Origin of the sequence: Phreatobacter oligotrophus (assembly GCF_003046185.1) — a bacterium.
Taxonomy (GTDB): domain Bacteria; phylum Pseudomonadota; class Alphaproteobacteria; order Rhizobiales; family Phreatobacteraceae; genus Phreatobacter; species Phreatobacter oligotrophus.
This window is the reverse complement of the sequence record NZ_PZZL01000001.1, coordinates 740,616-760,737: the sequence shown is the minus strand read 5'-3', so window position 1 is coordinate 760,737 and position 20,122 is coordinate 740,616. Positions and strand designations below refer to the sequence as shown.

General features: G+C 68.2%; 21 protein-coding genes. 8 read left to right on the top strand and 13 right to left on the bottom strand.

Annotated features, from left to right (window positions below):
* Positions 1-3 precede the first annotated feature (3 nt).
* The 3 genes from C8P69_RS03815 to C8P69_RS23745 all read right to left on the bottom strand — a co-directional run bounded on the left by C8P69_RS03815 (position 4) and on the right by C8P69_RS23745 (position 3,439).
* Positions 4-507 (bottom strand): type III secretion system chaperone family protein, encoded by a 504-nt coding sequence (locus C8P69_RS03815; protein WP_108174513.1) that lies wholly within the window; start codon positions 505-507, stop codon positions 4-6.
* 529 nt (positions 508-1,036) lie between these two features.
* Positions 1,037-3,097: an elongation factor G gene (locus tag C8P69_RS03810; RefSeq protein ID WP_108174512.1), complete on the bottom strand. Its 2,061-nt coding sequence runs from the start codon at positions 3,095-3,097 to the stop codon at positions 1,037-1,039.
* Positions 3,098-3,271: 174 nt separating this feature from the next.
* Positions 3,272-3,439: a hypothetical protein gene (locus C8P69_RS23745; RefSeq protein ID WP_170118107.1), complete on the bottom strand. Its 168-nt coding sequence runs from the start codon at positions 3,437-3,439 to the stop codon at positions 3,272-3,274.
* Between the two features lie 232 nt (positions 3,440-3,671).
* On the opposite strand from C8P69_RS23745, the gene C8P69_RS03800 reads away from it, so the two are divergent.
* Both C8P69_RS03800 and C8P69_RS03795 read left to right on the top strand, forming a co-directional pair.
* On the top strand, positions 3,672-3,983 hold the full coding sequence (locus C8P69_RS03800) for a hypothetical protein (RefSeq protein WP_108174510.1): 312 nt from the start codon (positions 3,672-3,674) through the stop codon (positions 3,981-3,983).
* 10 nt (positions 3,984-3,993) lie between these two features.
* On the top strand, positions 3,994-5,133 hold the full coding sequence (locus tag C8P69_RS03795; RefSeq protein WP_108174509.1) for a PQQ-dependent sugar dehydrogenase: 1,140 nt from the start codon (positions 3,994-3,996) through the stop codon (positions 5,131-5,133).
* A gap of 4 nt (positions 5,134-5,137) precedes the next feature.
* Here the strand turns inward: C8P69_RS03795 and C8P69_RS03790 are convergent, their stop codons facing one another.
* The 3 genes from C8P69_RS03790 to C8P69_RS03780 all read right to left on the bottom strand — a co-directional run bounded on the left by C8P69_RS03790 (position 5,138) and on the right by C8P69_RS03780 (position 6,613).
* Entirely contained in the window at positions 5,138-5,893 is a 756-nt protein-coding gene (locus C8P69_RS03790) for a class I SAM-dependent methyltransferase (protein WP_108174508.1), read from the bottom strand.
* Positions 5,890-6,249, bottom strand: a complete 360-nt coding sequence (locus tag C8P69_RS03785) for a DMT family protein (protein WP_108174507.1) — start codon at positions 6,247-6,249, stop codon at positions 5,890-5,892. Before C8P69_RS03785 ends, C8P69_RS03790 begins: the two co-directional genes overlap by 4 nt.
* 100 nt (positions 6,250-6,349) lie before the next feature.
* Complete coding sequence (locus C8P69_RS03780) at positions 6,350-6,613, bottom strand: SemiSWEET family sugar transporter (protein WP_108174506.1); 264 nt, start codon at positions 6,611-6,613, stop codon at positions 6,350-6,352.
* Between the two features lie 92 nt (positions 6,614-6,705).
* On the opposite strand from C8P69_RS03780, the gene msrP reads away from it, so the two are divergent.
* Positions 6,706-7,665: a protein-methionine-sulfoxide reductase catalytic subunit MsrP gene (msrP, locus tag C8P69_RS03775; protein WP_108174505.1), complete on the top strand. Its 960-nt coding sequence runs from the start codon at positions 6,706-6,708 to the stop codon at positions 7,663-7,665.
* A 13-nt stretch (positions 7,666-7,678) separates the two neighbouring features.
* On the opposite strand, the gene C8P69_RS03770 is transcribed toward msrP, so the two are convergent.
* Positions 7,679-8,554: an MBL fold metallo-hydrolase gene (locus tag C8P69_RS03770; RefSeq protein WP_108174580.1), complete on the bottom strand. Its 876-nt coding sequence runs from the start codon at positions 8,552-8,554 to the stop codon at positions 7,679-7,681.
* A 234-nt stretch (positions 8,555-8,788) separates the two neighbouring features.
* Here C8P69_RS03770 and C8P69_RS03765 point away from each other — a divergent pair, with 234 nt between their 5' ends.
* On the top strand, positions 8,789-9,151 hold the full coding sequence (locus tag C8P69_RS03765; RefSeq protein ID WP_108174504.1) for a septal ring lytic transglycosylase RlpA family protein: 363 nt from the start codon (positions 8,789-8,791) through the stop codon (positions 9,149-9,151).
* Positions 9,152-9,316: 165 nt separating this feature from the next.
* Here the strand turns inward: C8P69_RS03765 and carA are convergent, their stop codons facing one another.
* Positions 9,317-10,510, bottom strand: coding sequence for a glutamine-hydrolyzing carbamoyl-phosphate synthase small subunit (gene carA, locus C8P69_RS03760; RefSeq protein ID WP_108174503.1), 1,194 nt, complete (start codon positions 10,508-10,510; stop codon positions 9,317-9,319).
* Positions 10,511-10,660: 150 nt separating this feature from the next.
* On the opposite strand from carA, the gene C8P69_RS03755 reads away from it, so the two are divergent.
* Together C8P69_RS03755 and C8P69_RS03750 are read left to right on the top strand one after the other, a co-directional pair.
* The gene (locus C8P69_RS03755; protein ID WP_108174502.1) at positions 10,661-11,113 is read left to right on the top strand and encodes a GatB/YqeY domain-containing protein; all 453 of its coding nucleotides are present in this window, start codon (positions 10,661-10,663) and stop codon (positions 11,111-11,113) included.
* 4 nt (positions 11,114-11,117) lie between these two features.
* The gene (locus tag C8P69_RS03750; protein WP_108174501.1) at positions 11,118-11,579 is read left to right on the top strand and encodes a DUF2214 domain-containing protein; all 462 of its coding nucleotides are present in this window, start codon (positions 11,118-11,120) and stop codon (positions 11,577-11,579) included.
* Here C8P69_RS03750 and C8P69_RS03745 read toward each other — a convergent pair.
* From C8P69_RS03745 to C8P69_RS03725, 5 genes are all read right to left on the bottom strand, one after another.
* Positions 11,572-11,925 carry a DUF6152 family protein gene (locus C8P69_RS03745; protein WP_108174500.1) on the bottom strand — a complete coding sequence of 118 codons (354 nt, stop codon included), beginning with the start codon at positions 11,923-11,925 and terminating at the stop codon, positions 11,572-11,574. The two genes, C8P69_RS03750 and C8P69_RS03745, sit on opposite strands and share 8 nt — an antisense overlap.
* 110 nt (positions 11,926-12,035) lie before the next feature.
* Complete coding sequence (locus C8P69_RS03740) at positions 12,036-12,983, bottom strand: YiiG family protein (protein WP_108174499.1); 948 nt, start codon at positions 12,981-12,983, stop codon at positions 12,036-12,038.
* 149 nt (positions 12,984-13,132) lie between these two features.
* Positions 13,133-13,609 carry a transcription elongation factor GreA gene (gene greA, locus C8P69_RS03735; protein ID WP_211353801.1) on the bottom strand — a complete coding sequence of 159 codons (477 nt, stop codon included), beginning with the start codon at positions 13,607-13,609 and terminating at the stop codon, positions 13,133-13,135.
* Positions 13,610-13,730: 121 nt separating this feature from the next.
* A complete protein-coding gene (gene carB / locus C8P69_RS03730; protein WP_108174497.1) occupies positions 13,731-17,060 on the bottom strand; it encodes a carbamoyl-phosphate synthase large subunit in 3,330 nt (1,109 codons plus the stop codon).
* A gap of 253 nt (positions 17,061-17,313) precedes the next feature.
* A complete protein-coding gene (locus C8P69_RS03725; RefSeq protein WP_108174496.1) occupies positions 17,314-17,877 on the bottom strand; it encodes a hypothetical protein in 564 nt (187 codons plus the stop codon).
* 187 nt (positions 17,878-18,064) lie between these two features.
* Between C8P69_RS03725 and C8P69_RS03720 the strand changes: the two genes are divergently transcribed.
* Positions 18,065-18,784, top strand: coding sequence for a response regulator (locus C8P69_RS03720; RefSeq protein ID WP_108174495.1), 720 nt, complete (start codon positions 18,065-18,067; stop codon positions 18,782-18,784).
* Complete coding sequence (locus C8P69_RS03715; protein WP_108174494.1) at positions 18,784-20,118, top strand: ATP-binding protein; 1,335 nt, start codon at positions 18,784-18,786, stop codon at positions 20,116-20,118. Before C8P69_RS03720 ends, C8P69_RS03715 begins: the two co-directional genes overlap by 1 nt.
* The last annotated feature ends 4 nt before the right edge of the window (positions 20,119-20,122 follow it).

The window sequence follows — 20,122 nt, the reverse complement described above, 5'->3', positions numbered from 1 at the left end:
CTGTCACGCCTCGCCGGCGGTCTCGAACAGCGCCGAGTCCATCGCCTCGCGGGCCGACTTGCCGGCCCAGACGACGAACTGGAAGGCCTGATAGTAGCGGTCGCAGGCTTCCATGGCCGCGTCCAGCTGGGCCTCGCACTGCCGGCCGGAGGCTTCCGCGCCGCCCGCCAGCAGCAGGGCATGGCGGAACATCACCACACCCTCCTGCGGCCAGAGGTCGAAATGGCCGAGCCAGAGCTGCTCGTTGATCAGCTGGATCAGGTCCTTCACCTCGGCGCGCCGGCGCTCCGGCACCTTGAGGTCGAAGGCGCAGGCCAGGTGCAGCGACTCGATGTCGTCCATCCAGGTGAAGGAGGCGTGGTAGTCGGCCCAGCGCCCGGTCACCGACAGGGTGATCTCGTCATCGCCGGACCTGTCGAAGGTCCACTCGTTGACAGCCGCCAGATCCTCCACGAGGTCGACGGGGTTGACCTGACGGTCGGTCGTTTCGATATCGATCAAGGACATTCCGCCCCCGTGCGGTTCGCTCGGTTGTCGGACAGACGCGACGGGACGCAACCTGACAAGGGACCGGCCGCCCGGCGCCCGACCAGGGCACCGCAAGCTTTTGATTCGATTGCTCGAATCGATCCTTGTCAGAAACCCTAACGCAGGACGACGGCGCTGCCTACTGACGCGCCCATCGATCTTGGATTCGTCATCGCGCCGCAATCGGAGCGTCATCCTTATCCACACGGATCGGCTCGGGACGCGATTTGCTCAACTGTCAATTGTGCCCAGATTGTGGGCATCCTGCCGAGACGTGCGGCAGGGGCGAGCCAGCCATGCAGCCCTTCCTGTTGTGCGCTGCACACGAACACGCCATCTTCGGGCGGTCGATAGCTCTTTTCCGGGTCACGCCCTCCCTGTGACCCATGCGTCGCTGTCGGCGTTCCCCTCTGGAAGGCGGCTTCCAGGTGTTCATCATCGGAAGCCGAAACTCATAAGGCCGGGCTCCTGGAGCCCGGCCCTTTTTTCATGCTGCGATGCGGTGCCGTCAGGCGGCCCGGGCCTGGACGATGCGGTCGGCCTCGCGCCCGTTCAGCTCGGCCAGATGGTCGAAGATTGCGGTATAGCTGCCGACGCCGGCGGTCGCCGAACGGATCTCGACGATGAGGTCGCCAATCTCCGCCTCGGGCAGCAGCGCCGCCACGCAATCCCAGCCCGGCCATCCCGCCCGCGCATCAAAGCCGAGGATCTGGCCGCGCCGCGCCGAGACGATGGCGTTGATGCGCGCGGTCGCGTCCGAGGGAACGGCGATCTCGACCCGGTGGACCGGTTCGAGCAGCACCGGCTGGCAGGCGGCCAGCGCCTCCTGGATGGCGATCCGGCCGGCCTGCTGGAACGCCATGTCGGAGCTGTCGACGGCGTGGAAACTGCCGTCGGTCAGCGTCACCGCCACATCGACCACGGGGAAGCCGAGAGGCCCCTTGCGCAGCGCTTCGGCGATGCCGTCGCGCACCGCCGGAATGTACTGGCGCGGGATGACGCCGCCGACGATGCGGTCGGTGAAGACAAAGCCCGTGCCGCGTGCTCCCGGCGCGACATCGATCACCACATCGCCGAACTGGCCATGGCCGCCGGACTGCTTGCGGTGGCGGCCACGCACTGCCGTCGCGCTCCGCCGGATGGTCTCGCGATAGCCGATGGCCGGGCGCGCCTGCGTGACCTGGATGCCATAGCGGCCGGCGAGCCGGGCCATGGCGGCGCGCAGTTGCATCTCGCCCTGCCCCGCCAGCACCATCTCGCCGCCGTCGCCGCCATGGGTGACGACGAGCGAGGGGTCCTCGTCGCGGAGCTTGGCCAGCGCAAGGCCGAGCTTCACGTCGTCCTTGCGGTCGCGCGGCGCGACGGCCACCGCGATGACCGGTTGCGGCGACGCGACGCCCGGTGCGGCGGGTGCCGTCCGCCCCGTCGAGAGGATCTCGCCGGTCGCGACATGGTCGAGCTTGCCAAGGCCCACCGTATCGCCCGCCCGCGCTTCCGAGAGCTTCTCGGTGCCCGGCCCGAAGAGGCGGAACAGGCCCGAGGTGCGCTCGGCCTGGCCGGCAGCACCGGTGAGAACGGCCCCTTCGGCGAGGCGGCCCGAGAGGACCCGCGCCACCGACAGCTTGCCGCCATGGGGGGTGTGGAAGGTCTTCATCACCAGGGCGTTGGCCCCCTCCCCGCCGACGCCAAGGCGCCGGGCGGTCGCCTCGACGCCGGGAGCGTCATGGCGCAGGGCCTTGAGCAGGCGCAGGACGCCATTGGTGTGGAGAGCCGAGCCGAAGAGCACGGGGACCACATGGCCGGCGGCGAGGTCGCGGCCGAGATCGTCGAAGACGCGGTCGCGCGGCGGCTCCATGTCGGAGAGCAGGCTCTCCATGAGTTCATCGTCGTGGTCGGCGAGCGTCTCCAGCATGGAGAAGCGCGCCTCCTTCTCCCGGGCGAGGTCCTCGCCATCGAGCGGGATCACCTGCGAGGCCGCGTGCTCGCGATAGACGAAGGCCCGCTCCAGGGCGAGGTCGACGAAGCCGCTGACGATGCCGTTGGACCAGATCGGGATCTGGCGAAGCAGCAGCGGCACGCGGGAGGCGGGCCTGAGGACCTGCAGCGTCTCGCGCAGCCGGCGCGAGGCCTTGTCGATCTTGTTGATGAAGAGGATGCGGGGAATGCCGCGCTCCTCGAGCTCCCGCAGGATGACGCCAAGGGCCGGCACCTTGCGCTCGTCGGCCTCGCAGACGACGACCGCCGCATCCACGGCCGGCAATACGCCGCGCATGTCCTGTAGGGCATCGATCGAACCGGGACAATCAACGAAGGTGTAGTCGTCCCCCATGAAGCGCGTGGTGGCGAAACCCGCCTCGACGCTCATGCGCAGCTGGCGCGCCTCCGCCGAGGCGTCGGACACCGTGGTGCCGGCATCGACCGACCCCATGCGGGGGATCGCCCCGGTGCGCTCGAGGATCGCCTCCAGCAGGGTCGTCTTGCCACTCTGGAACGGGCCCACCAGCGCAATGCACCGTGGACCCGATGCTCTTCTGCCCGACGGCGTGACGCCGGTCGTGTCGTCGCCCATGTCTCATCCCCTCGTGTCGGGGTCCGGGCGAGAAGGTCGACCCGGAAGTGACAGGCCAAACGGAGGGTCTTGTTGCGGGACCTCGCGTGACACCATGGTCGCGCCGCAAGCGCGCGTGCGCAAGGGCGGCGTCTCGCGCTGCAGCGTCAGGAAACGAGGGGTCTGAGAAGAGCGTCAGCGCTGCGGCTGACGGCGCACCGAGCCGGTCATGATGGCGTCGTCGGCGACGATGGGCGGCCGCGCCGCATGGAGTTCCTGGGCGAGATCCTTGGATCCGCGATCGACGAACTGGGCGAGGAGGACGGAAGCTGCGGCAACCGCGAACAGAACCCAACGCGACATCTTCAACTCCACGCGCAGCAACGACGGTGTCATCATGCCTGCACATGGTTAAGGTCCGGTTGGCAATTGCAGGCAAAACACGACGTTTCTCACGCAGCCGTGAGACGGCGCCGCAATTTCGCCGGGAACCGCCGTGTTGCCACCATTGTTCTCGCGAGGATGACACTGCCGCGGTGGGGATCGATTCCCGATCGTATCCCCGCGGCGGCGATGGGTTCGGACGAGGTCAGACATGCTGCATTCGCCCCAGTCGTTTCGGATCGGCGGCCCCCGCCCCGGCTTCACCCGCGGCCGGCCGCGCGTCCCCATGCTCGTCTCCGTCGGCGTGATCGCGGCCCTGTTCATCGCGCTGGTGGTGGCCGGCTTCTCGATCACCACCGAACTGTTCGATCCGGCGACCTTCGAAGACGGTGTCGATCAGGAGACCCTGGTCCTGTCGGTCACCGTCGTGGCGCTGACGATCGGCCTTGCCTTGCTCTTCGGCGCAGCGCTACGCCGTTATGCAGGCCTCGACCGGCGGAAGGATCCGCCGCTCGCCGCCTGACGGAGCCAAGATGGGCGGGTACCAGTTGCATCGGCGTGGCGTGATCACCGGTGCGCTGGCTCTTGGCGCAGCGCCCCTGGTCTCACAGACCAGCCTCGCCCAGACCATCGACCTCGCGACCAGCACTTTCGCCCGCGGCCTCCAGCATCCGTGGGGCCTCGCCTTCCTTCCCGATGGCCGTTTCCTCGTGACCGAGAGGCCGGGACGGCTGCGGCTCATCAGCCGCGACGGCGTGGTCGGGCCGCCTCTCTCCGGGACGCCCGCGGTCGACGCGACCGGTCAGGGCGGCCTCCTCGGCATCGCCCTCAGCCCGTCCTTCGCGCGCGATCGCCTCGTCTTTCTGAGCTTTGCCGAACCGCGTGGCGGCAGCACCAACGGGACGGCGGTGTTCCGCGGCCGGCTCTCGGCGTCCGGCACGGCGTTGGAAGACGGGCGCACGATCTGGCGGCAGGACCCGCCTATCAGCAGCCGCCTGCATTTCGGCTCGCGCCTGGTCTTCGACCGTACCGGCCATCTCTTCGTCACCACGGGCGAGCGGTTCAGCCAGATGGACCAGAGCCAGAACGGCACGAACACGCTCGGCAAGCTCGTCAGGATCACCGCCGAGGGCGCACCCGCCGGTGATGCCGGCGCGTCGCGGGGCTGGAACCCGGCGATCCACGCGATCGGGCTGCGCAACGTCCAGGGGGCGGCGCTGCATCCCGAGACCGGGCGCCTCTGGATCAGCAATCACGGGCCGCGTGGCGGCGACGGGCTCTATGTGGTGCGGGCGGGGGCCAATTACGGCTGGCCGCTGATCTCCTGGGGCACGCACTATGACGGCCGGCCAGTGAATGGCGGGCTGCGCGAGCGGGCTGACCTCGTCCAGCCGCTGGTCCACTGGACCCCGTCCATCGCGCCGGCGGGCATCGCCTTCTACACCGGCGATCTCATGCCGGCCTTCCGCGGCAATCTCTTCGTCACGGCTCTGGCGGCGCAGACGCTGGTGCGGGTGGTGCTCGATGGCGAGACCGTGGTGCGGCAGGAGCGCCTGCTCGGCGATGTCGGCCAGCGCTTCCGCGACGTGCAGCAGGGCCCCGACGGGGCGCTCTATCTCCTCACCGACTCGGCGGACGGCGCGGTCCTGCGCCTCGCCCCCCGCGGCGCCTGACATCTCAGACGTCGGCGATGCGCGGGTGAGGCGTCAGCACGACGCAATGATGCCCCATGGCGTCACCACCCAGGATGAAGTGCTGGGGCGCGAAGCGGCTCATCAGGTCGGTCTCGTAGAGGCTGACCGCATCACGCCGGCAGATCAGGAATTTCGGCGCGGCGACGATGTCCTCGCGGTCGATCACGCACATCAGGCAGAGCTGCGGATTGGCGGTGAGGAAGGCGTGCACGGCTACGACGAGGAACGGGTAGCCGGGGTGCAGCATGTCGTCGAGGCAGATGAGCCCCTGCGGATGCAGGCAGGCGGCGGCAAGGGTGAGGTCGTGGGAGAGCGCCTCCAGCGAATGGTCCCCGTCGACATGGACGAAGCGTAGCGGCTGGCGGCCGGTAAGGCCGGCAAATTCGTCCGGCGACAGGGTGCCGGTGTCGAAGGGGCGCGCGGTGACACGGTCCGCGGTCAGGCCCCAGCGCGCGGCATTGGCGAGGAAACGGTCGAGCACGCCGTCGTCCGGCCAGGTGAAGAGGTCGAAGCCGTAGGCGTGCTCGCCGGGCGCCAGGGCCAGCCCCATGGCGATGAGGAAGCGACCCTCGAAGGCGCCGATCTCCGCGACAGACCCGCGGATGCCCATTTCGGTCTGCCGGCGCAGCAGATGGCCGCAGATGGTCGCGGCAAAGCGCGACGACATGCCCGTGACACTCTCGTAGCCCTGGTCGAGATAGGCGTCGAGCGCGGCAATGCCGCTTGAAAAGTCGCTCATCCACCCCTCCCCTGGAAGATGAAGAATGCCCCGGCGGCGATCAGCGCGAAGCCGATCGCATGGTTCCACGACAGCTGTTCCTTGAGAACCACCACCGAGAAGACGGCGAAGACGACGAGGGTGATGACCTCCTGGATCGTCTTGAGCTGTGCGGCGCTGTAGACCTCGTGGCCGATGCGGTTCGCCGGCACGGCGAGGCAATATTCGAAGAAGGCGATGCCCCAGCTGACGAGGATGACCGCCAGGAGCGGGGCGGACTTGTACTTCAGGTGCCCATACCAGGCGAATGTCATGAAGACGTTCGAGGCGAGCAGCAGCAGGATGGGCGAGACGGCGGGGGACGTCAGCCAGGGCATCGGGTCGTTCTCCGGAAAGGCCTGTGCCTCGGTAGCACGGAGGCGCCCGGCGCAGCAGCCGCCACGACAACGGGCGGCTGCGCGGAACCGATGGGTCGTCTCAACCGTATTTCAGCTTGAGACCGACGATGGTGAGCTGGAGGGCCAGCGTCACCGTGTTGGACAGGATGAGCGGCAGGTCGCCCAGCGACAGGCCGTAGACCAGCCACAGGGCGATGCCGAAGGCGAAGGCGCCGTAGGCGGGAAGCGAGATCGCCTTGGTGTCGCGGGTGCGGATGATGCGGATCGCCTGCGGCAGCCAGCAGAAGGTCGTAACGAAAGCCGCGGCGAGACCGATATAGGGAACGAGAGACTGCGGCAGCACGAGGTTCTCCGGAATCGGCGACTCGCCACGGTGTGATTTGGTCGCGAACGCGCGCGGCTATAGCCTGAACCCATGACGAAGGGAGCCCCCCGATGCTGATCAAGTCACGACGTGGCTGGGAATTGCCGGAAAGCGCGGTGACGCCCGAGGCGGCGTTCCTGTCGCGACGCAGCGTCATGGCGGCCAGCGCCGGCCTTGCCGCCGCTGCGACGCTGGGCGGCGGCTCGCCCGCCGAAGCCGCGACCGACCCGACCGCCGACCTTTATCCGGCCCGCCGCAATGGCACCTACACGGTGGAACGCCCGCTCACCGCCGAGCAGGTGGCGGCGAACTACAACAATTTCTACGAGTTCGGCACGTCGAAGCAGATCGCGCGGGCCGCGCAGGCCCTGCCGATCCGTCCCTGGACGGTGAAGATCGACGGCCTGGTCGAGAAGCCGCAGACGATCGACATCGACAAGCTGATCCGCGCCATGCCGCTCGAGGAGCGCGTCTATCGCTTCCGCTGCGTCGAGGCCTGGGGCATGACGGTGCCTTGGACCGGCTTCCCCATCAAGGCGCTCATGGACATGGTCCAGCCGCTCGGCTCGGCCAAATTCGTCCGCATGGAGACCTTCGACACCCAGAGCTGGGCGCCGGGCATGCGGTCACCGTGGTATTCCTGGCCCTATGTCGAGGGCCTGACGATCGACGAGGCGGCGCACGACCTCGCCATCCTCGTCACCGGCATCTACGGCAAGCCGGTCCCGCCGCAGCACGGCGCGCCGCTGCGCCTCATCGTGCCGTGGAAGTACGGGTTCAAGTCGGTCAAGTCGATCGTCCGCATCTCCTTCACCGAGGAGCGGCCGCAGAGCTTCTGGGAGCGGCTGCAGGGCGGCGAATACGGCTTCTGGGCCAATGTGAACCCGGCCGTGGCCCATCCGCGCTGGAGCCAGGCGACCGAGGAGCTGATCGGCGGCGGCGGGCGCGTGCCGACCCAGCTCTTCAACGGCTATGGCGAATATGTCGCGCCGCTCTATCGCGGCCGCGAGCGCGAGCGGCTCTGGGCCTGAGGCCCGGCGCCCCTCACAGATCCACGGGACTGCAGGCGAAGCCCTCGCCCCAGCGGGTGATGCGCCCCACCGAGGGCGAGGGAAAATGCGCCATGCAGCAGAGCGTGCCGGTATCGCAATAGCGCTCGAGGAAGCCGCGGCGGGTCACCGCCGCGAGCGCCTGATCGACGTCGAACTTGGTCGAGAGCTCGGGATAGCGCGCCTGGAGCGGCGAATGGATGAGGTCGCCGGAGGCGACCGCCTCGTCCCGCCCCTTACCAAAGGCGATCGAGACATGTCCGGGCGTATGGCCGGGCGTCGCCATGAGGCGAATATGGTCGCCGATCGCATGGTCGCTGGCGACGAGCTCGGCCCGGCCCGCCTCCACCACCGGCAGGACGCTGTCCTGGAAGGGAAAGACCGGCGCCTTGGCGTCCGCCGCCTGCCAGTGGTCGAACTCCTGCCGACCGAAGACGTAGCGGGCCTTGGGGAAGGTCGGCACCCAGCGGCCATTGTCCAGCCGCGTGTTCCAACCGACATGGTCGGCGTGGAGATGGGTGCAGACAACATAGTCGATGTCGTTGACCGACAGGCCGACCGAAGCCAGCCCGTCCATGAACCGCGTATCGGCCTTCTCGTGCCAGTCGGGCCGCGTCGGGCGGTGCTTGCCGTTGCCGATGCAGCTGTCGACCAGCACGGTGTGATGCGGCGTCTGCACCACGTAGGACTGGAAGGCGAGGCTGAGGCGGCCGTCCGCCGCGATGCCGCCGGCGGCGGCCAGCCAGCCGCGCTCGCGCGCCAGCAGGTCCGGCGTCAGGCCCGGCAGCATGTCCTGCGGGTCGAGGAACCCGCCCTCCTGCTCGACGATCCGGTGAATGGTGAGATCGCCGACCCGCCAGGTTCCGCCCATGGTCCTGAAATCCTTCATGTGAGGGACCGTGCGCGCGGTCCATGCGGCGATGATGCGCAGGCGCCCCGCCCTGTCGAGGCCCTTCGACGCATGGAAGGGCGGCGGAGCCCCATTGTGGTCTCATTTCGGCTTTAGCGACGCGGCCTCCGCATGGCGGCCCGTGAGCGACGACGCCCGCGCCGCTGGAACCCACCCGCGCTGGCTGCGCCGCGCGAAAGCAAAAAAGCGATCACAATGTCCAACCGAACGCGCCTCGCGGCGCTGTGCACGGCGCTTTTTGCCGTTTCTCCCGTCGCCCCTGGCATCACGACCGCCAGGGCCGACGGCGTCGGCCTGGCCTCCTGGTACCAGCTTCCCGGCCGCACCGCCTGTGGCGGTCGGCACAATCCGGAAGCGATGACCGCGGCCCACCGCTCCTATCCCTGCGGGTCGAAGATCACCGTCACCAATCTCGCCAACGGCCGCTCGGCGGTCCTGACGGTCGTCGACCGCGGCCCCTTCGTCCGCGGCCGAATCGTCGATGTCTCGCGCGGCGCGGCGCGGCAGATCGGGCTCATCAACCGGGGCGTGGGGCGGGTACGCATCGCGCGGCACTGACATAACGCCGCATTTCGAAGAATTTACATCAAAAACGCCGCCCAACCGTCTGGCTGGGCGGCGTTTTTATTTTCTGTTCGAAACGGCGGCTTGGTGCCGCTGCGACCTCTTTGGCCTGTGGATAATGTGGACAAGTGGCGGAACGCCTCCTGTCCTTGCGCCCGGTCAAGCCGCGGCCTTGGCCTTCTCCATCATCGCGACGAAGCGATCGAAGAGATAATGGCTGTCCATCGGTCCGGGGCTCGCCTCGGGATGGTACTGGACCGAGAAGGCCGGGCGATCGGTCAGGGCAATGCCGGCATTGGACCCGTCGAACAGGCTGATATGGGTCGGCCGGGCATTGGCGGGCAGCGTCGCCTCGTCCACGGCGAAACCGTGGTTCATCGAGGTGATCTCGACCTTGCCGGTGTCCATGTCCTTCACCGGGTGGTTCGCCCCGTGATGGCCCTGGTGCATCTTCAAAGTCTTGGCGCCGACGGCGAGGCCGAGCATCTGGTGCCCGAGGCAGATGCCGAAGGTCGGGATCTTCTTCTCGAGCACCGCGCGGATGACAGGCACGGCATACTGGCCCGTCGCGGCCGGGTCGCCCGGGCCGTTGGACAGGAAGACGCCATCCGGCTTCAGCGCCATCACGTCCTCGACGCTGGCATTGGCCGGCACGACGGTGACGCGGCAGCCGGCATTGGCGAGGAGGCGCAGGATGTTGCGCTTCACGCCATAGTCGAGCGCGACCACGTGGAAGCGGCCCTCGCCGGCCTTGCCGTAGCCCTCGTTCCACTCCCAGATCGTCTCCGACCAGGGATAGCGCTGCGAGGAGGTGACGCCCGGCACGAGGTCCAGCCCGTCCATGGCGGGCAGGCCCGCGGCGCGACGCTTCAGCGCCTCGATGTCAAAGGTGCCGGTCGGCGAATGGGCGATGACCGCATTGGGCATGCCCTTCTCGCGGATGAGCGCGGTCAGAGCGCGGGTGTCGATGCCGGAGAGGCCGACAATGCCGCGGCGCTTCAGCCAGCCGTCGAAATGGCCGGCGGAGCGGTAGTTGGAGGGATCGGTGATCGCGGCCTTCAGCACGACGCCGCGCACGCCCGAGGCGGCGGCCATGTTGACCGTCTCGATATCCTCGTCATTCGCACCGACATTGCCGATATGCGGGAAGGTGAAGGTGATGATCTGGCCGGCATAGGAGGGATCGGTGAGGATCTCCTGGTAGCCGGTCATGGCGGTGTTGAAGCAGACCTCGCCATCGGCGATGCCTTCGGCGCCGAGGCCCTGGCCTTCGATCACGGTGCCGTCCGCGAGGACGAGCAAAGCGGTCGGCTTGGGATCGCTCCAGCCGGATTCGTCTTGTCTGTGTGTCATGAGGCGCCTACATAGCGGCGACTTCGGCATCGGTCAAAAGGAATGGGGCGCCGCCCCGGTGAAAATCCCCTGCGACCTGCCGGTTCCATTCCCGAAGGCCCCTGCCCCCCTCCGCTGCGGCGCCGGGCCTGACCCCGAGGAGACATTCCCATGCTGCGCGACCGTTTCATGAGCGACCTCAAGGAGGCCATGAAGGCTGGTGACAAGGGCCGCCTCGGCACGATCCGTCTCATCCAGTCGGCGCTGAAGGACAAGGACATCGAGGCCCGCGGCAACGGCAAGGAGCCGCTGGGCGACGAGGAGATCCTCCAGCTTCTGCAGAAGATGGTGAAGCAGCGCCAGGAAAGCGCCCGCCTGTACACCGAGGGCAACCGTCCCGAGCTCGCCGCCCAGGAAAATGCCGAGATCGCCACGATCAGCGCCTACCTGCCGAAGCAGATGGACGAGGCCGAGGCCAAGGCCGCCATCGCCGCGGTGATCGCCGAGATCGGCGCCGCGGGCGTCAAGGACATGGGCAAGGTCATGGGCGAGCTAAAAGGCCGCTATGCCGGCCAGATGGACTTCGGCAAGGCGAGCCCGCTGGTGAAGCAGCTCCTCGGCTGATCCTGTGGAGGCGCTGATCGGCCTCCTCGCCATTCTCGGCCGCGCCAGCGGCGTCGCGCTGTCGTCGCCGCTCTATGCCGTCGTCTCCGGCCTGCATGTGCTGGGGCTCGCTCTGCTGATCGGCGGCATCCTGCTTGTCGATCTGCGGCTGATGGGCCTCGCTGCCCTGCCCCGGCTCGCAGCGGGCCAGCTGCGACGGGTGGCCGCCACCGGCCTCGCCCTGTCGCTGGCGACCGGCCTGCTGCTGCTCTCCGCAAGGCCGGGCGAATATCTTGCCAATCCCGTGGTCTGGGCGAAGCTCCTGATCGTCGCCGCCGCCAGCCTGAACGCCGCGGCCTTCAGCCTCATCGGCCGCCTGCCCGCCGATGGCGAGAAGCCCGGCGCCTATGCCCGGCTCGCCGGCGGCGTGTCACTCGCCGGATGGCTCGCGGCGCTCGGGCTCGGCCGCTGGATCGCCTTTACCTGAGCTCGACGCGGCGGCCTGCGACCTCCACCCACTCGGCCCGGTAGACCTTGGGATTGCCGCGGTTCTGATAGGCATAGACGCGCAGGGTCTTACCCGCCGCGACATCGTCCTCGGCGAGGCCGCGCGCCTGCATGCGGGAGGTCGGCGCCAGCTCGATGGTCAGCTCCTTGCCGTCCTTCACCATGAACAGCGTGCCGTGCGGGTTGGCATAGGTGGAGCGCGCGACGGGACCGGTATGGTCCAGCACCTTGGAGGTGTCGAAGCCACCCCAGCCATGGTGGGCCAGGGCCACGGCGGGCATGGCGACAAGGGCGGCGACGGCGACGAGATGGCGACGGGAGGGCATGGCGGTGCTCCGGGGTGTGGCAGCTTCACGTCAAACGCTGGTGCCAGTCCATCAGACCGGAACGGCCCGCTCAACCCCGCGTGATCGCCTCCCGGCCGCGGCAGGTCGCCTCAGCGGCGCATGCGCAGGCGGCTCTCCGACATCGACACCATCATGTTGTAGTTGTTGACGATCCACATGGATTCATGGCCCGCGGCGCGGCGGCCGTCGCCATTGGCGCGGGCGAGCTTCTGGCGATATTCACGCAGGCTCCCCAGCCACGAGCTGGCCTGGCTGTCGAGGATGGAGGCGCCGTCCGGGTCGGTTTCCTTCAGCTTGTCCATCTCGCGCAGGGCCGCGGCATAGGCCGCAATGGCCCCGTCGAAGGCGGCCAAGTCGACGCGCGGGGACTCGTTGCTCGGCATCAGATCCATGACGCCGCGGGCGGCGATGAGGACATTGCGCACATGCCAGCGGGAGGAGCGCCCCTCGCGCCGCTCGATACCGGCCAGCTCGCGGCGATTGAGGTCGGTCCGGAAGACCTTCATCGCCGCCTCGACATCGGTGCGATCCTTCAGGAAGGCCTCCGCCGCCGGCACCATCTGTCGGTGCAGTTCGCGGCCGAGCGCCATGCGGTCGTCCTCGTAGTCCTTGCGCTCGTAATAGCCATTGGCGCGGGCGATGAGCGGGGCGAGTTCGCGATAGGACTGGATGTAGCGGCGCATGGCGTCGTCGAGATCGGGGATGGCCGGCTCCTGGGCCGTGGCCGCCTCGGCCTTCTCCAGCTCGCTGCGGACGTCATAGAGGCTGTAGAGGCCGTAGCTGATGTAGCGCTCGCGCCCCGTCGGCCCCTGCTGGATGTTCACCCAGCTGCGGTAGCGCTGCCAGGATTCGATGGCGCGCAGCGTCCGGTTCATCAGCGCCGTATAGGCGTTGGACTTGGCAATGGCGGCCTGGAGCTCGGCATCGGGCGCGGCCGCGGAGCGGGTCCCCGCGCCCTGGGCAAAGGCCGTGACGGGGATGAAGAAGCCGGCGCTGGCGAGCGTCAGGGCGGCGCGGCGGGACGGGGCGAAGGTCATCGGGCACTCCATCGTTCTGTGCCGATGATGGATGCCGGCCGTTTCAACCCTGAAGCGGGAGGACGCGGCGATGTTTCAGACCTGGAAAAGGAAACGGCGCCCGCGAGGGGGCGCCGTCGATGCCGTGCAGGGCGGTGTAGCCCAGGGGCTCAGCCCCAGCGGACCTCCAGGACCTCATAGCTCTGCGGGCCCTTGGGCGTGTTCACCTCGACCGTGGCGCCCACCTTCTTGCCGATGAGGGCGCGGGCGAGCGGCGAGGAAATGGAGATGCGGCCGGCCTTGGCGTCGGCCTCGCTGTCGCCGACGATCTGCCAGACGCGCTCTTCCTCGGTGTCCTCGTTGACGAGTTTCACCGTGGCGCCGAACTTCACCGTCTCGCCGGACAGCTTGGTGACGTCGATCACCTCAGCGCGGGCGATGAGGCTTTCCAGCTCGTGGATGCGCCCCTCGTTCAGAGACTGCTGCTCCTTGGCGGAGTGATATTCAGCGTTCTCCGACAGGTCGCCGTGAGCGCGGGCCTCGGCGATCGCCGCGATGATGCGCGGGCGCTCGATCTGCTGGCGCTCCTTCAGCTCGGCTTCGAGCTTGGCGAAACCGCCGACGGTCATCGGGACCTTTTCCATGATGCTCGCCCTTGCCTTTCAATGACGAATAAAGGTCCGCGGGCCGAGGACGCCGGCCCCGCGAACCTTCACCTGTGATGCGAAACGCCTTCCGGCGGCCCCGGAACCCGGAGCCATGCCGGGATCAGGATTGGCCGAAATAGCTCTGCAGCGAACGGACCTCGAGGTCGCCCTCGAGATAGGCCTTGATGCCCTGCGCCGCGGCAACAGCTCCCGCCAGAGTGGTGTAATAGGGGACCTTCTGCAAGAGGGCTGCGCGCCGCAGCGAGCGGCTGTCGGCCAGAGCCTGGGCCCCCTCGGTTGTGTTGAAGACCAGCTGCACCTCGCCGTTCTTGAGGGCGTCGACGATGTGCGGGCGGCCTTCCAGCACCTTGTTGATCTTGCCGCAGGGGATGCCCTGCTCGACGAGATAGCGCTGGTTGCCCGAGGTCGCGATGATCTTGAAGCCGAGCTCGTGCAGCAGGCGGATCGAGTCGAGGATGCGCGGCTTGTCGTTGTCGCGCACCGAGACGAAGACGGTGCCCTGCGTCGGCACGATCGTGCCGGCGCCGAGCTGGCTCTTGGCGAAGGCGGTGGCGAAGGAGCGGTCGAGGCCCATGACCTCGCCGGTGGAGCGCATCTCCGGTCCGAGCAGGACGTCGACGCCGGGGAAGCGGGCGAAGGGGAAGACGGCTTCCTTCACGCCCATATGGCCGAGCTGCTTGGGCTTCAGGCCGAAGGAGTCGAGGCTCTCGCCGGCCATGACGCGGGCCGCGATCTTGGCGATCGGCTCGCCGATCACCTTCGCGACGAAGGGCACGGTGCGCGAGGCGCGCGGATTGACCTCGAGCACATAGACCTCGCCGTCCTTCAGCGCGTACTGGACGTTCATCAGGCCGCCGACGTCGAGGGCGAGCGCCAGCGCCTTGGTCTGGCGCTCGAGCTCGGCCAGCATCTCCGGCTGCAGCGAATAGGGCGGCAGCGAGCAGGCCGAGTCGCCCGAATGGATGCCGGCCTCCTCGATATGCTCCATGATGCCGGCGACATAGCTGGTCTTGCCATCGGCGAGGCAGTCGACGTCGACCTCGATCGCGTCCGACAGGTAGCGGTCGAAGAGCAGCGGGTTCTTGCCGAGAACGGTGTTGATCTGGCCGGTCTTGTCGTTGGGATAGCGCGCCTTGACGTCGGCGGGCACCAGCTCGGGCAGCGTGCCCAGCAGGTAGTCGCCGAGCTGGCTCTCCTCGCGGATGATCTGCATGGCGCGACCGCCCAGCACGTAGGACGGGCGCACGACCAGCGGATAGCCGAGTTCGCCGGCGATCAGGCGGGCCTGCTCGACCGAATAGGCGATGCCGTTCTTCGGCTGCTTGAGGCCGAGCTTGTCGAGGAGGCGCTTGAAGCGGTCGCGGTCCTCGGCGAGGTCGATGGCGTCCGGCGAGGTGCCGAGGATCGGGATATCCGCCTCTTCCAGCGCCCGGGCGAGCTTCAGCGGGGTCTGGCCACCGAACTGGACGATGACGCCCTTCAGCGTGCCGCGGGTTTTCTCGCGCTCAAGGATCTCGATGACGTCCTCGGCGGTCAGGCTCTCGAAATAGAGCCGGTCGGAGGTGTCGTAGTCGGTCGACACCGTCTCGGGATTGCAGTTGACCATGATGGTCTCGTAGCCCGCATCCGACAGGGCGAAGCAGGCGTGGCAGCAGCAATAGTCGAACTCGATGCCCTGGCCGATGCGGTTCGGGCCGCCGCCGAGGATGACGACCTTCTGCCGGTCGGAGGGCGCGGCCTCATCGGCGAGTTGACCCGCAAACGGGGCCTCGTAGGTCGAGTACATATAGGCGGTGGGCGAGGCGAACTCGGCGGCGCAGGTGTCGATGCGCTTGTAGGCCGGGCGCACGTCGAGGGCGCGGCGGGCTTTCGCCACCTCCGCCTCGGTCTTGCCCGTCAGCACGGCAAGGCGCGCATCCGAGAAGCCCATGGACTTCAGGCGGCGGAAGGCGCCGGCGGTGGTCGGCAGGCCCTTGGCGCGGACCTCGGCCTCGACATCGACGATGCCGCGGATCTGCTCGAGGAACCATGGGTCGATGCGGCAATAGGCGTGGATCTCCTGGTTGGAGATGCCGAGGCGCATGGCCTGGACGACCTTGAGCAGGCGGTCGGGGGTCGGCGTGCCGAGGGCGGCGCGGATGGCGTTCTTGTCGTCGCCCTTGCCGAGGCCCTCGATCTCGATCTCGTCGAGGCCGGTCAGGCCCGTCTCCAGGCCGCGCATCGACTTCTGCAGCGACTCCTGGAAGGTGCGGCCGATGGCCATGACCTCGCCCACCGACTTCATGGAGGTGGTGAGGACCGGGTCGGCGCCGGGGAACTTCTCGAAGGCGAAGCGCGGCACCTTGGTGACGACATAGTCGATGGTCGGCTCGAAGGAGGCCGGCGTCGCGCCGCCCGTGATGTCGTTGCGCACCTCGTCCAGCGTGTAGCCGACGGCGAGCTTTGCCGCGACCTTGGCGATGGGGAAGCCGGTCGCCTTGGAGGCGAGCGCCGAGGAACGCGACACGCGCGGGTTCATCTCGATGACGACGAGGCGGCCGTCGGCCGGGTTCACCGCGAACTGGACGTTGGAGCCGCCGGTCTCGACGCCGATCTCGCGCAGGACGCGGATCGAGGCGTCGCGCATGATCTGGTATTCCTTGTCGGTCAGCGTCAGCGCCGGCGCGATGGTGATGGAATCGCCGGTATGGACGCCCATCGGGTCGAGATTCTCGATGGAGCAGACGATGATGGCGTTATCCGCGCGGTCGCGGACCACCTCCATCTCGAACTCCTTCCAGCCGAGCACGCTCTCCTCGACCAGCACCTCGGTGGTCGGCGAGGCGTCGAGGCCGCGCTCGACGATCTCGATGAACTCGGCCTTGTTGTAGGCGATGCCGCCGCCGGTGCCGCCCATGGTGAAGGACGGACGGATGATGGCGGGCAAGCCGATGTCGTCGAGCACGTCGAGGGCGGCGCCCAGCGACTGGACGACATGGCTCTTCGGCGTCTGCAGGCCGATCTTGGCCATGGCCTGGCGGAAGCGCTCGCGGTTCTCCGCCTTGTCGATGGCGTCGGCGCGGGCGCCGATCATCTCGACGTCGAACTTCTCGAGGACGCCCATCTCCTCGAGCTTCAGCGCCGTGTTAAGCGCGGTCTGGCCGCCCATGGTCGGCAGCAGCGCGAAGCCGCCGGGAATGGCGTGGCGCTCCTTCTCGATGATCTTGGCGACGATTTCCGGCGTGATCGGCTCGATATAGGTCGCATCCGCCATGTTGGGGTCGGTCATGATCGTCGCCGGGTTCGAATTGACCAGGACGATGCGGTACCCCTCCTCCTTCAGCGCCTTCACGGCCTGGGTGCCCGAATAATCGAACTCGCAGGCCTGGCCGATGACGATCGGGCCGGCGCCGATAATCAGGATGGAGGAGATGTCGGTGCGTTTCGGCATGAGGCTCCGGCCCTTGGAAGGCTCGTTGGGTCAGGGACGCGCGGCGCAAAAAAAGAGGCCGGACTCCCCAAGAGCCAGCCTCCCGCAACCGCCTACCCTGAACGTCGGGTCGCGTGATTAAGCGGCCCCTATAGACGCCTTTCCCGCCGATGGGAAGCACTGGACCGCCCTCCCCGCCCGAGGCGGTGGACAAGCGACGCGAAAAGACCGCCGCGCCGGTCGGCGCGACGGCCTGGAGCCGGTCGACGGGCGATCAGGCGGTGACGTCGAAGAGCTTGGACGTGGTCGAGCCCGAGGTCGCCTCGCCCGAGGTGCCGTAGCCGGAGCCGAGCTTCTCCTGCAGCTGCTTCAGGAAGTCCTGCAGCGCCGTGCTCACCGCCGAATCGTTGGTGGTGATGGTGAAGGTCGTGGTGCCGCTGTCGCTGTCCTCGCCCGGCGGCGGGCCGGGCGGCGGACCGCCGGCACCATGCGGGCCGCCATGGCCGCGCGGGCCGCCCTGGAAAGTCTTGTCGAAGACGTCCTGGAGCTCCTTGGCCTGGTCCTCGGTGAGGGTGCCGGCATCGACCTGCTGGGCGATGAGGTCGCTGATCTTCTGCTTGGCCTCGTCCGGCGAGGGAGGCGCGGTACGGGTCGAGGAAAACGACCCGCGGTCGGCCTTCATGGCCTGGTCGATGGTGTCGAGGGCGCTGGACAGGGCGCTCTCGTCCGAGGACGAGACCGCGCCGGACGCGACCTGGGATGCGAGGGTATTTTGCAGCATGTCGCGCGGCGACAGCCGTTGCATGCCGTACGAGGACGATGAGATCGTCGTCGTCATGGGAGGCCTCCTGTGGATGGCGGTGGCAGGGGTTACGCTGACACCCACGAGGACGCGCCCGCAGCCTTAACGAGGCGTTATTCGCACGTATCACTTGGTTTCAGTTGATTTCCCATCCCGTCACGTGAAACAGACGGAAACAATTTTGCGTTTCCCGGCACCGCCCAGCTCCCCTAATCCTCGGCCCATGTCCACCGAGCCCCACATCCTGATCGTCGAGGACGACCGCGAGATTCGCGCCCTCATGGCGCGTCTGCTCAAGGCCAACGAGTTCCGCGTCTCCACCGCCAGCGATGGCCGCGAGATGGACCGGATCCTTGCCGACAGCCGCATCGACCTCGTCATCCTCGACGTGATGCTGCCGCAGGAGGACGGTCTGTCGATCTGCCGCCGCCTGCGCGCGCAGCGGCAGATCCCCATCATCATGGTCTCGGCCAAGGGCGAGGAGGTTGACCGGGTGATCGGCCTCGAGATCGGCGCCGACGACTACCTGGTAAAGCCCTTCGCAGCGCGCGAGCTTCTGGCGCGGGTGCGGGCGGTGATGCGCCGGACGTCGGGGCCGGCGGAGACGATGCCCGCGGATGCCGCCCACATCTTCCGTTTCCATGGCTGGAGCCTCGATGCGCTGCGGCGCACCCTGACGGACCCGGCCGGAGCCCGCGTCTCCGTCACCGATGGCGAGTTCGACCTGTTGCGGGTGCTCTGCCAGCGGCCCGGCCGCGTGCTCAGCCGCGACCAGCTCATCGACCTGACCCAGGGCCGCGCCGCCGGGCCGAACGAGCGCAGCATCGACATCCTTGTGGTCCGCCTCAGGCGCAAGATCGAGGCCGACCCGCAGCGGCCGGACTTCATCAAGACGGTGCGCTCGGGCGGCTACATGTTCACCCCGGACGTCGAGGCCTCGTGATGGCGCGCGAGGGCGGCCGGTTCTGGACACGCCTGCTGCCCGACCGGATCGCGACGCAGATCGCGCTGCTGGTTGTGGTCTCGGTGCTGTTGCTCCACGCGGCGGTCTACATCACTGTCGTCTCGATCCGCGGGGGCCCGCCTCCCGAGCATCCGGCCGAGACCACGGGCCGCGTTGCGGGCTTCCTGCAGATGCTCGATGCCGCGCCGATGGCCGACCGGGCGTCCCTCATCGCCCGGATGGGGCAGGTCTCGCCCGGCCTCAGCTTCACCTATCCGGCGGCACGCACGGCTGAGACGCCTTATGCCCGCGATCCGAGGGCTCACCACCTGCGCCGCCTGCTGCGCGGCAGTCTGGCGGTGGCCGAACCGGAGCAAAGCGACGAGCCACGACGCGTCAGGATCCCGGTCACCCTCAGCGACGGGACGGTAGTGGCGGTGACACTGCCCTTCGACCAGCCACCAGGCGGGCCTCCGGGGTTCGGCGGGGCGGTGATCGGAACCGGCATCTTCCTCCTGCTGATCCTCAGCCTCCTCGGCACGTGGACGGTCCTGTTTCTCCTTCGCCCCCTCCGGGCCATGGAAACGACCGTGGAAGCCTATGGCCGGGATGAGGCCCCCTCGCCCCTCCCCGAAACCGGGCCGCGCGAGATCCGCACGGTCGCCAAGGCCATCAACCGGATGCAGGAGCGCATCACGCGCCTCCTGGAGGATCGCACGCGCACTCTTGCCGCGGTCGGTCACGACCTGCGCACGCCGATCACCCGGCTGCGCCTGCGCGCCGACATGCTGGAGGACTCGCCCGAGAGGCAGCGGATGCTCGCCGACCTCGAGCAGATGGATGCCATGGTGCAGAGCGCCCTCACCCATCTGCGCGATGGCCGCGGGACCGGACAGACCGCGCCCTTCGATCTCCATAGCCTCCTGCAGACGATTGCCGACCGCTACCAGGACATCGGCAAACCCGTGACCATGGTGGAGACGGGCCGCCTTGCCGTGCGCGGCAGGGCCCTCGACATCGACCGCGCCGTCACCAACATCGTCGACAACGCCCTCAAATATGGCGAGACCGCCGCCATCGCTCTCTTCCGTGTCGGCGACAGCGCCGTGGTCGAGGTCAGCGACCAGGGTCCGGGCATTGCCGTCGATCGGCGCGAGGCCATGCTCCAGCCCTTCGTGCGGGGCGACGAGGCGCGCACCATGAATGACGCCGACGGCTTCGGCCTGGGCCTGTCGATCACCCGCGCCATCATCGAGGCGCATGGCGGCACGATCAGCTTCACGGACCGCAAGCCACAGGGCTTCACGGTCCGGGTGACCTTGCCGGTCGCCTGACGGC

What these genes read in the sequence shown, in the direction of transcription:
- C8P69_RS23745 (WP_170118107.1), bottom strand. Translation starts at nt 3,439, where the DNA reads ATGTCGCGTTGGGTTCTGTTCGCGGTTGCCGCAGCTTCCGTCCTCCTC.
- C8P69_RS03795 (WP_108174509.1), top strand. Translation starts at nt 3,994, where the DNA reads ATGGGCGGGTACCAGTTGCATCGGCGTGGCGTGATCACCGGTGCGCTG.
- C8P69_RS03790 (WP_108174508.1), bottom strand. Translation starts at nt 5,893, where the DNA reads ATGAGCGACTTTTCAAGCGGCATTGCCGCGCTCGACGCCTATCTCGAC.
- C8P69_RS03720 (WP_108174495.1), top strand. Translation starts at nt 18,065, where the DNA reads ATGTCCACCGAGCCCCACATCCTGATCGTCGAGGACGACCGCGAGATT.
- C8P69_RS03810 (WP_108174512.1), bottom strand. Translation starts at nt 3,097, where the DNA reads ATGGGCGACGACACGACCGGCGTCACGCCGTCGGGCAGAAGAGCATCG.
- C8P69_RS03785 (WP_108174507.1), bottom strand. Translation starts at nt 6,249, where the DNA reads ATGCCCTGGCTGACGTCCCCCGCCGTCTCGCCCATCCTGCTGCTGCTC.
- C8P69_RS03770 (WP_108174580.1), bottom strand. Translation starts at nt 8,554, where the DNA reads ATGGGCGGAACCTGGCGGGTCGGCGATCTCACCATTCACCGGATCGTC.
- C8P69_RS03725 (WP_108174496.1), bottom strand. Translation starts at nt 17,877, where the DNA reads ATGACGACGACGATCTCATCGTCCTCGTACGGCATGCAACGGCTGTCG.
- C8P69_RS03715 (WP_108174494.1), top strand. Translation starts at nt 18,784, where the DNA reads ATGGCGCGCGAGGGCGGCCGGTTCTGGACACGCCTGCTGCCCGACCGG.
- carB (WP_108174497.1), bottom strand. Translation starts at nt 17,060, where the DNA reads ATGCCGAAACGCACCGACATCTCCTCCATCCTGATTATCGGCGCCGGC.
- C8P69_RS03815 (WP_108174513.1), bottom strand. Translation starts at nt 507, where the DNA reads ATGTCCTTGATCGATATCGAAACGACCGACCGTCAGGTCAACCCCGTC.
- carA (WP_108174503.1), bottom strand. Translation starts at nt 10,510, where the DNA reads ATGACACACAGACAAGACGAATCCGGCTGGAGCGATCCCAAGCCGACC.
- C8P69_RS03745 (WP_108174500.1), bottom strand. Translation starts at nt 11,925, where the DNA reads ATGCCCTCCCGTCGCCATCTCGTCGCCGTCGCCGCCCTTGTCGCCATG.
- C8P69_RS03765 (WP_108174504.1), top strand. Translation starts at nt 8,789, where the DNA reads ATGTCCAACCGAACGCGCCTCGCGGCGCTGTGCACGGCGCTTTTTGCC.
- C8P69_RS03755 (WP_108174502.1), top strand. Translation starts at nt 10,661, where the DNA reads ATGCTGCGCGACCGTTTCATGAGCGACCTCAAGGAGGCCATGAAGGCT.
- C8P69_RS03740 (WP_108174499.1), bottom strand. Translation starts at nt 12,983, where the DNA reads ATGACCTTCGCCCCGTCCCGCCGCGCCGCCCTGACGCTCGCCAGCGCC.
- C8P69_RS03800 (WP_108174510.1), top strand. Translation starts at nt 3,672, where the DNA reads ATGCTGCATTCGCCCCAGTCGTTTCGGATCGGCGGCCCCCGCCCCGGC.
- msrP (WP_108174505.1), top strand. Translation starts at nt 6,706, where the DNA reads ATGCTGATCAAGTCACGACGTGGCTGGGAATTGCCGGAAAGCGCGGTG.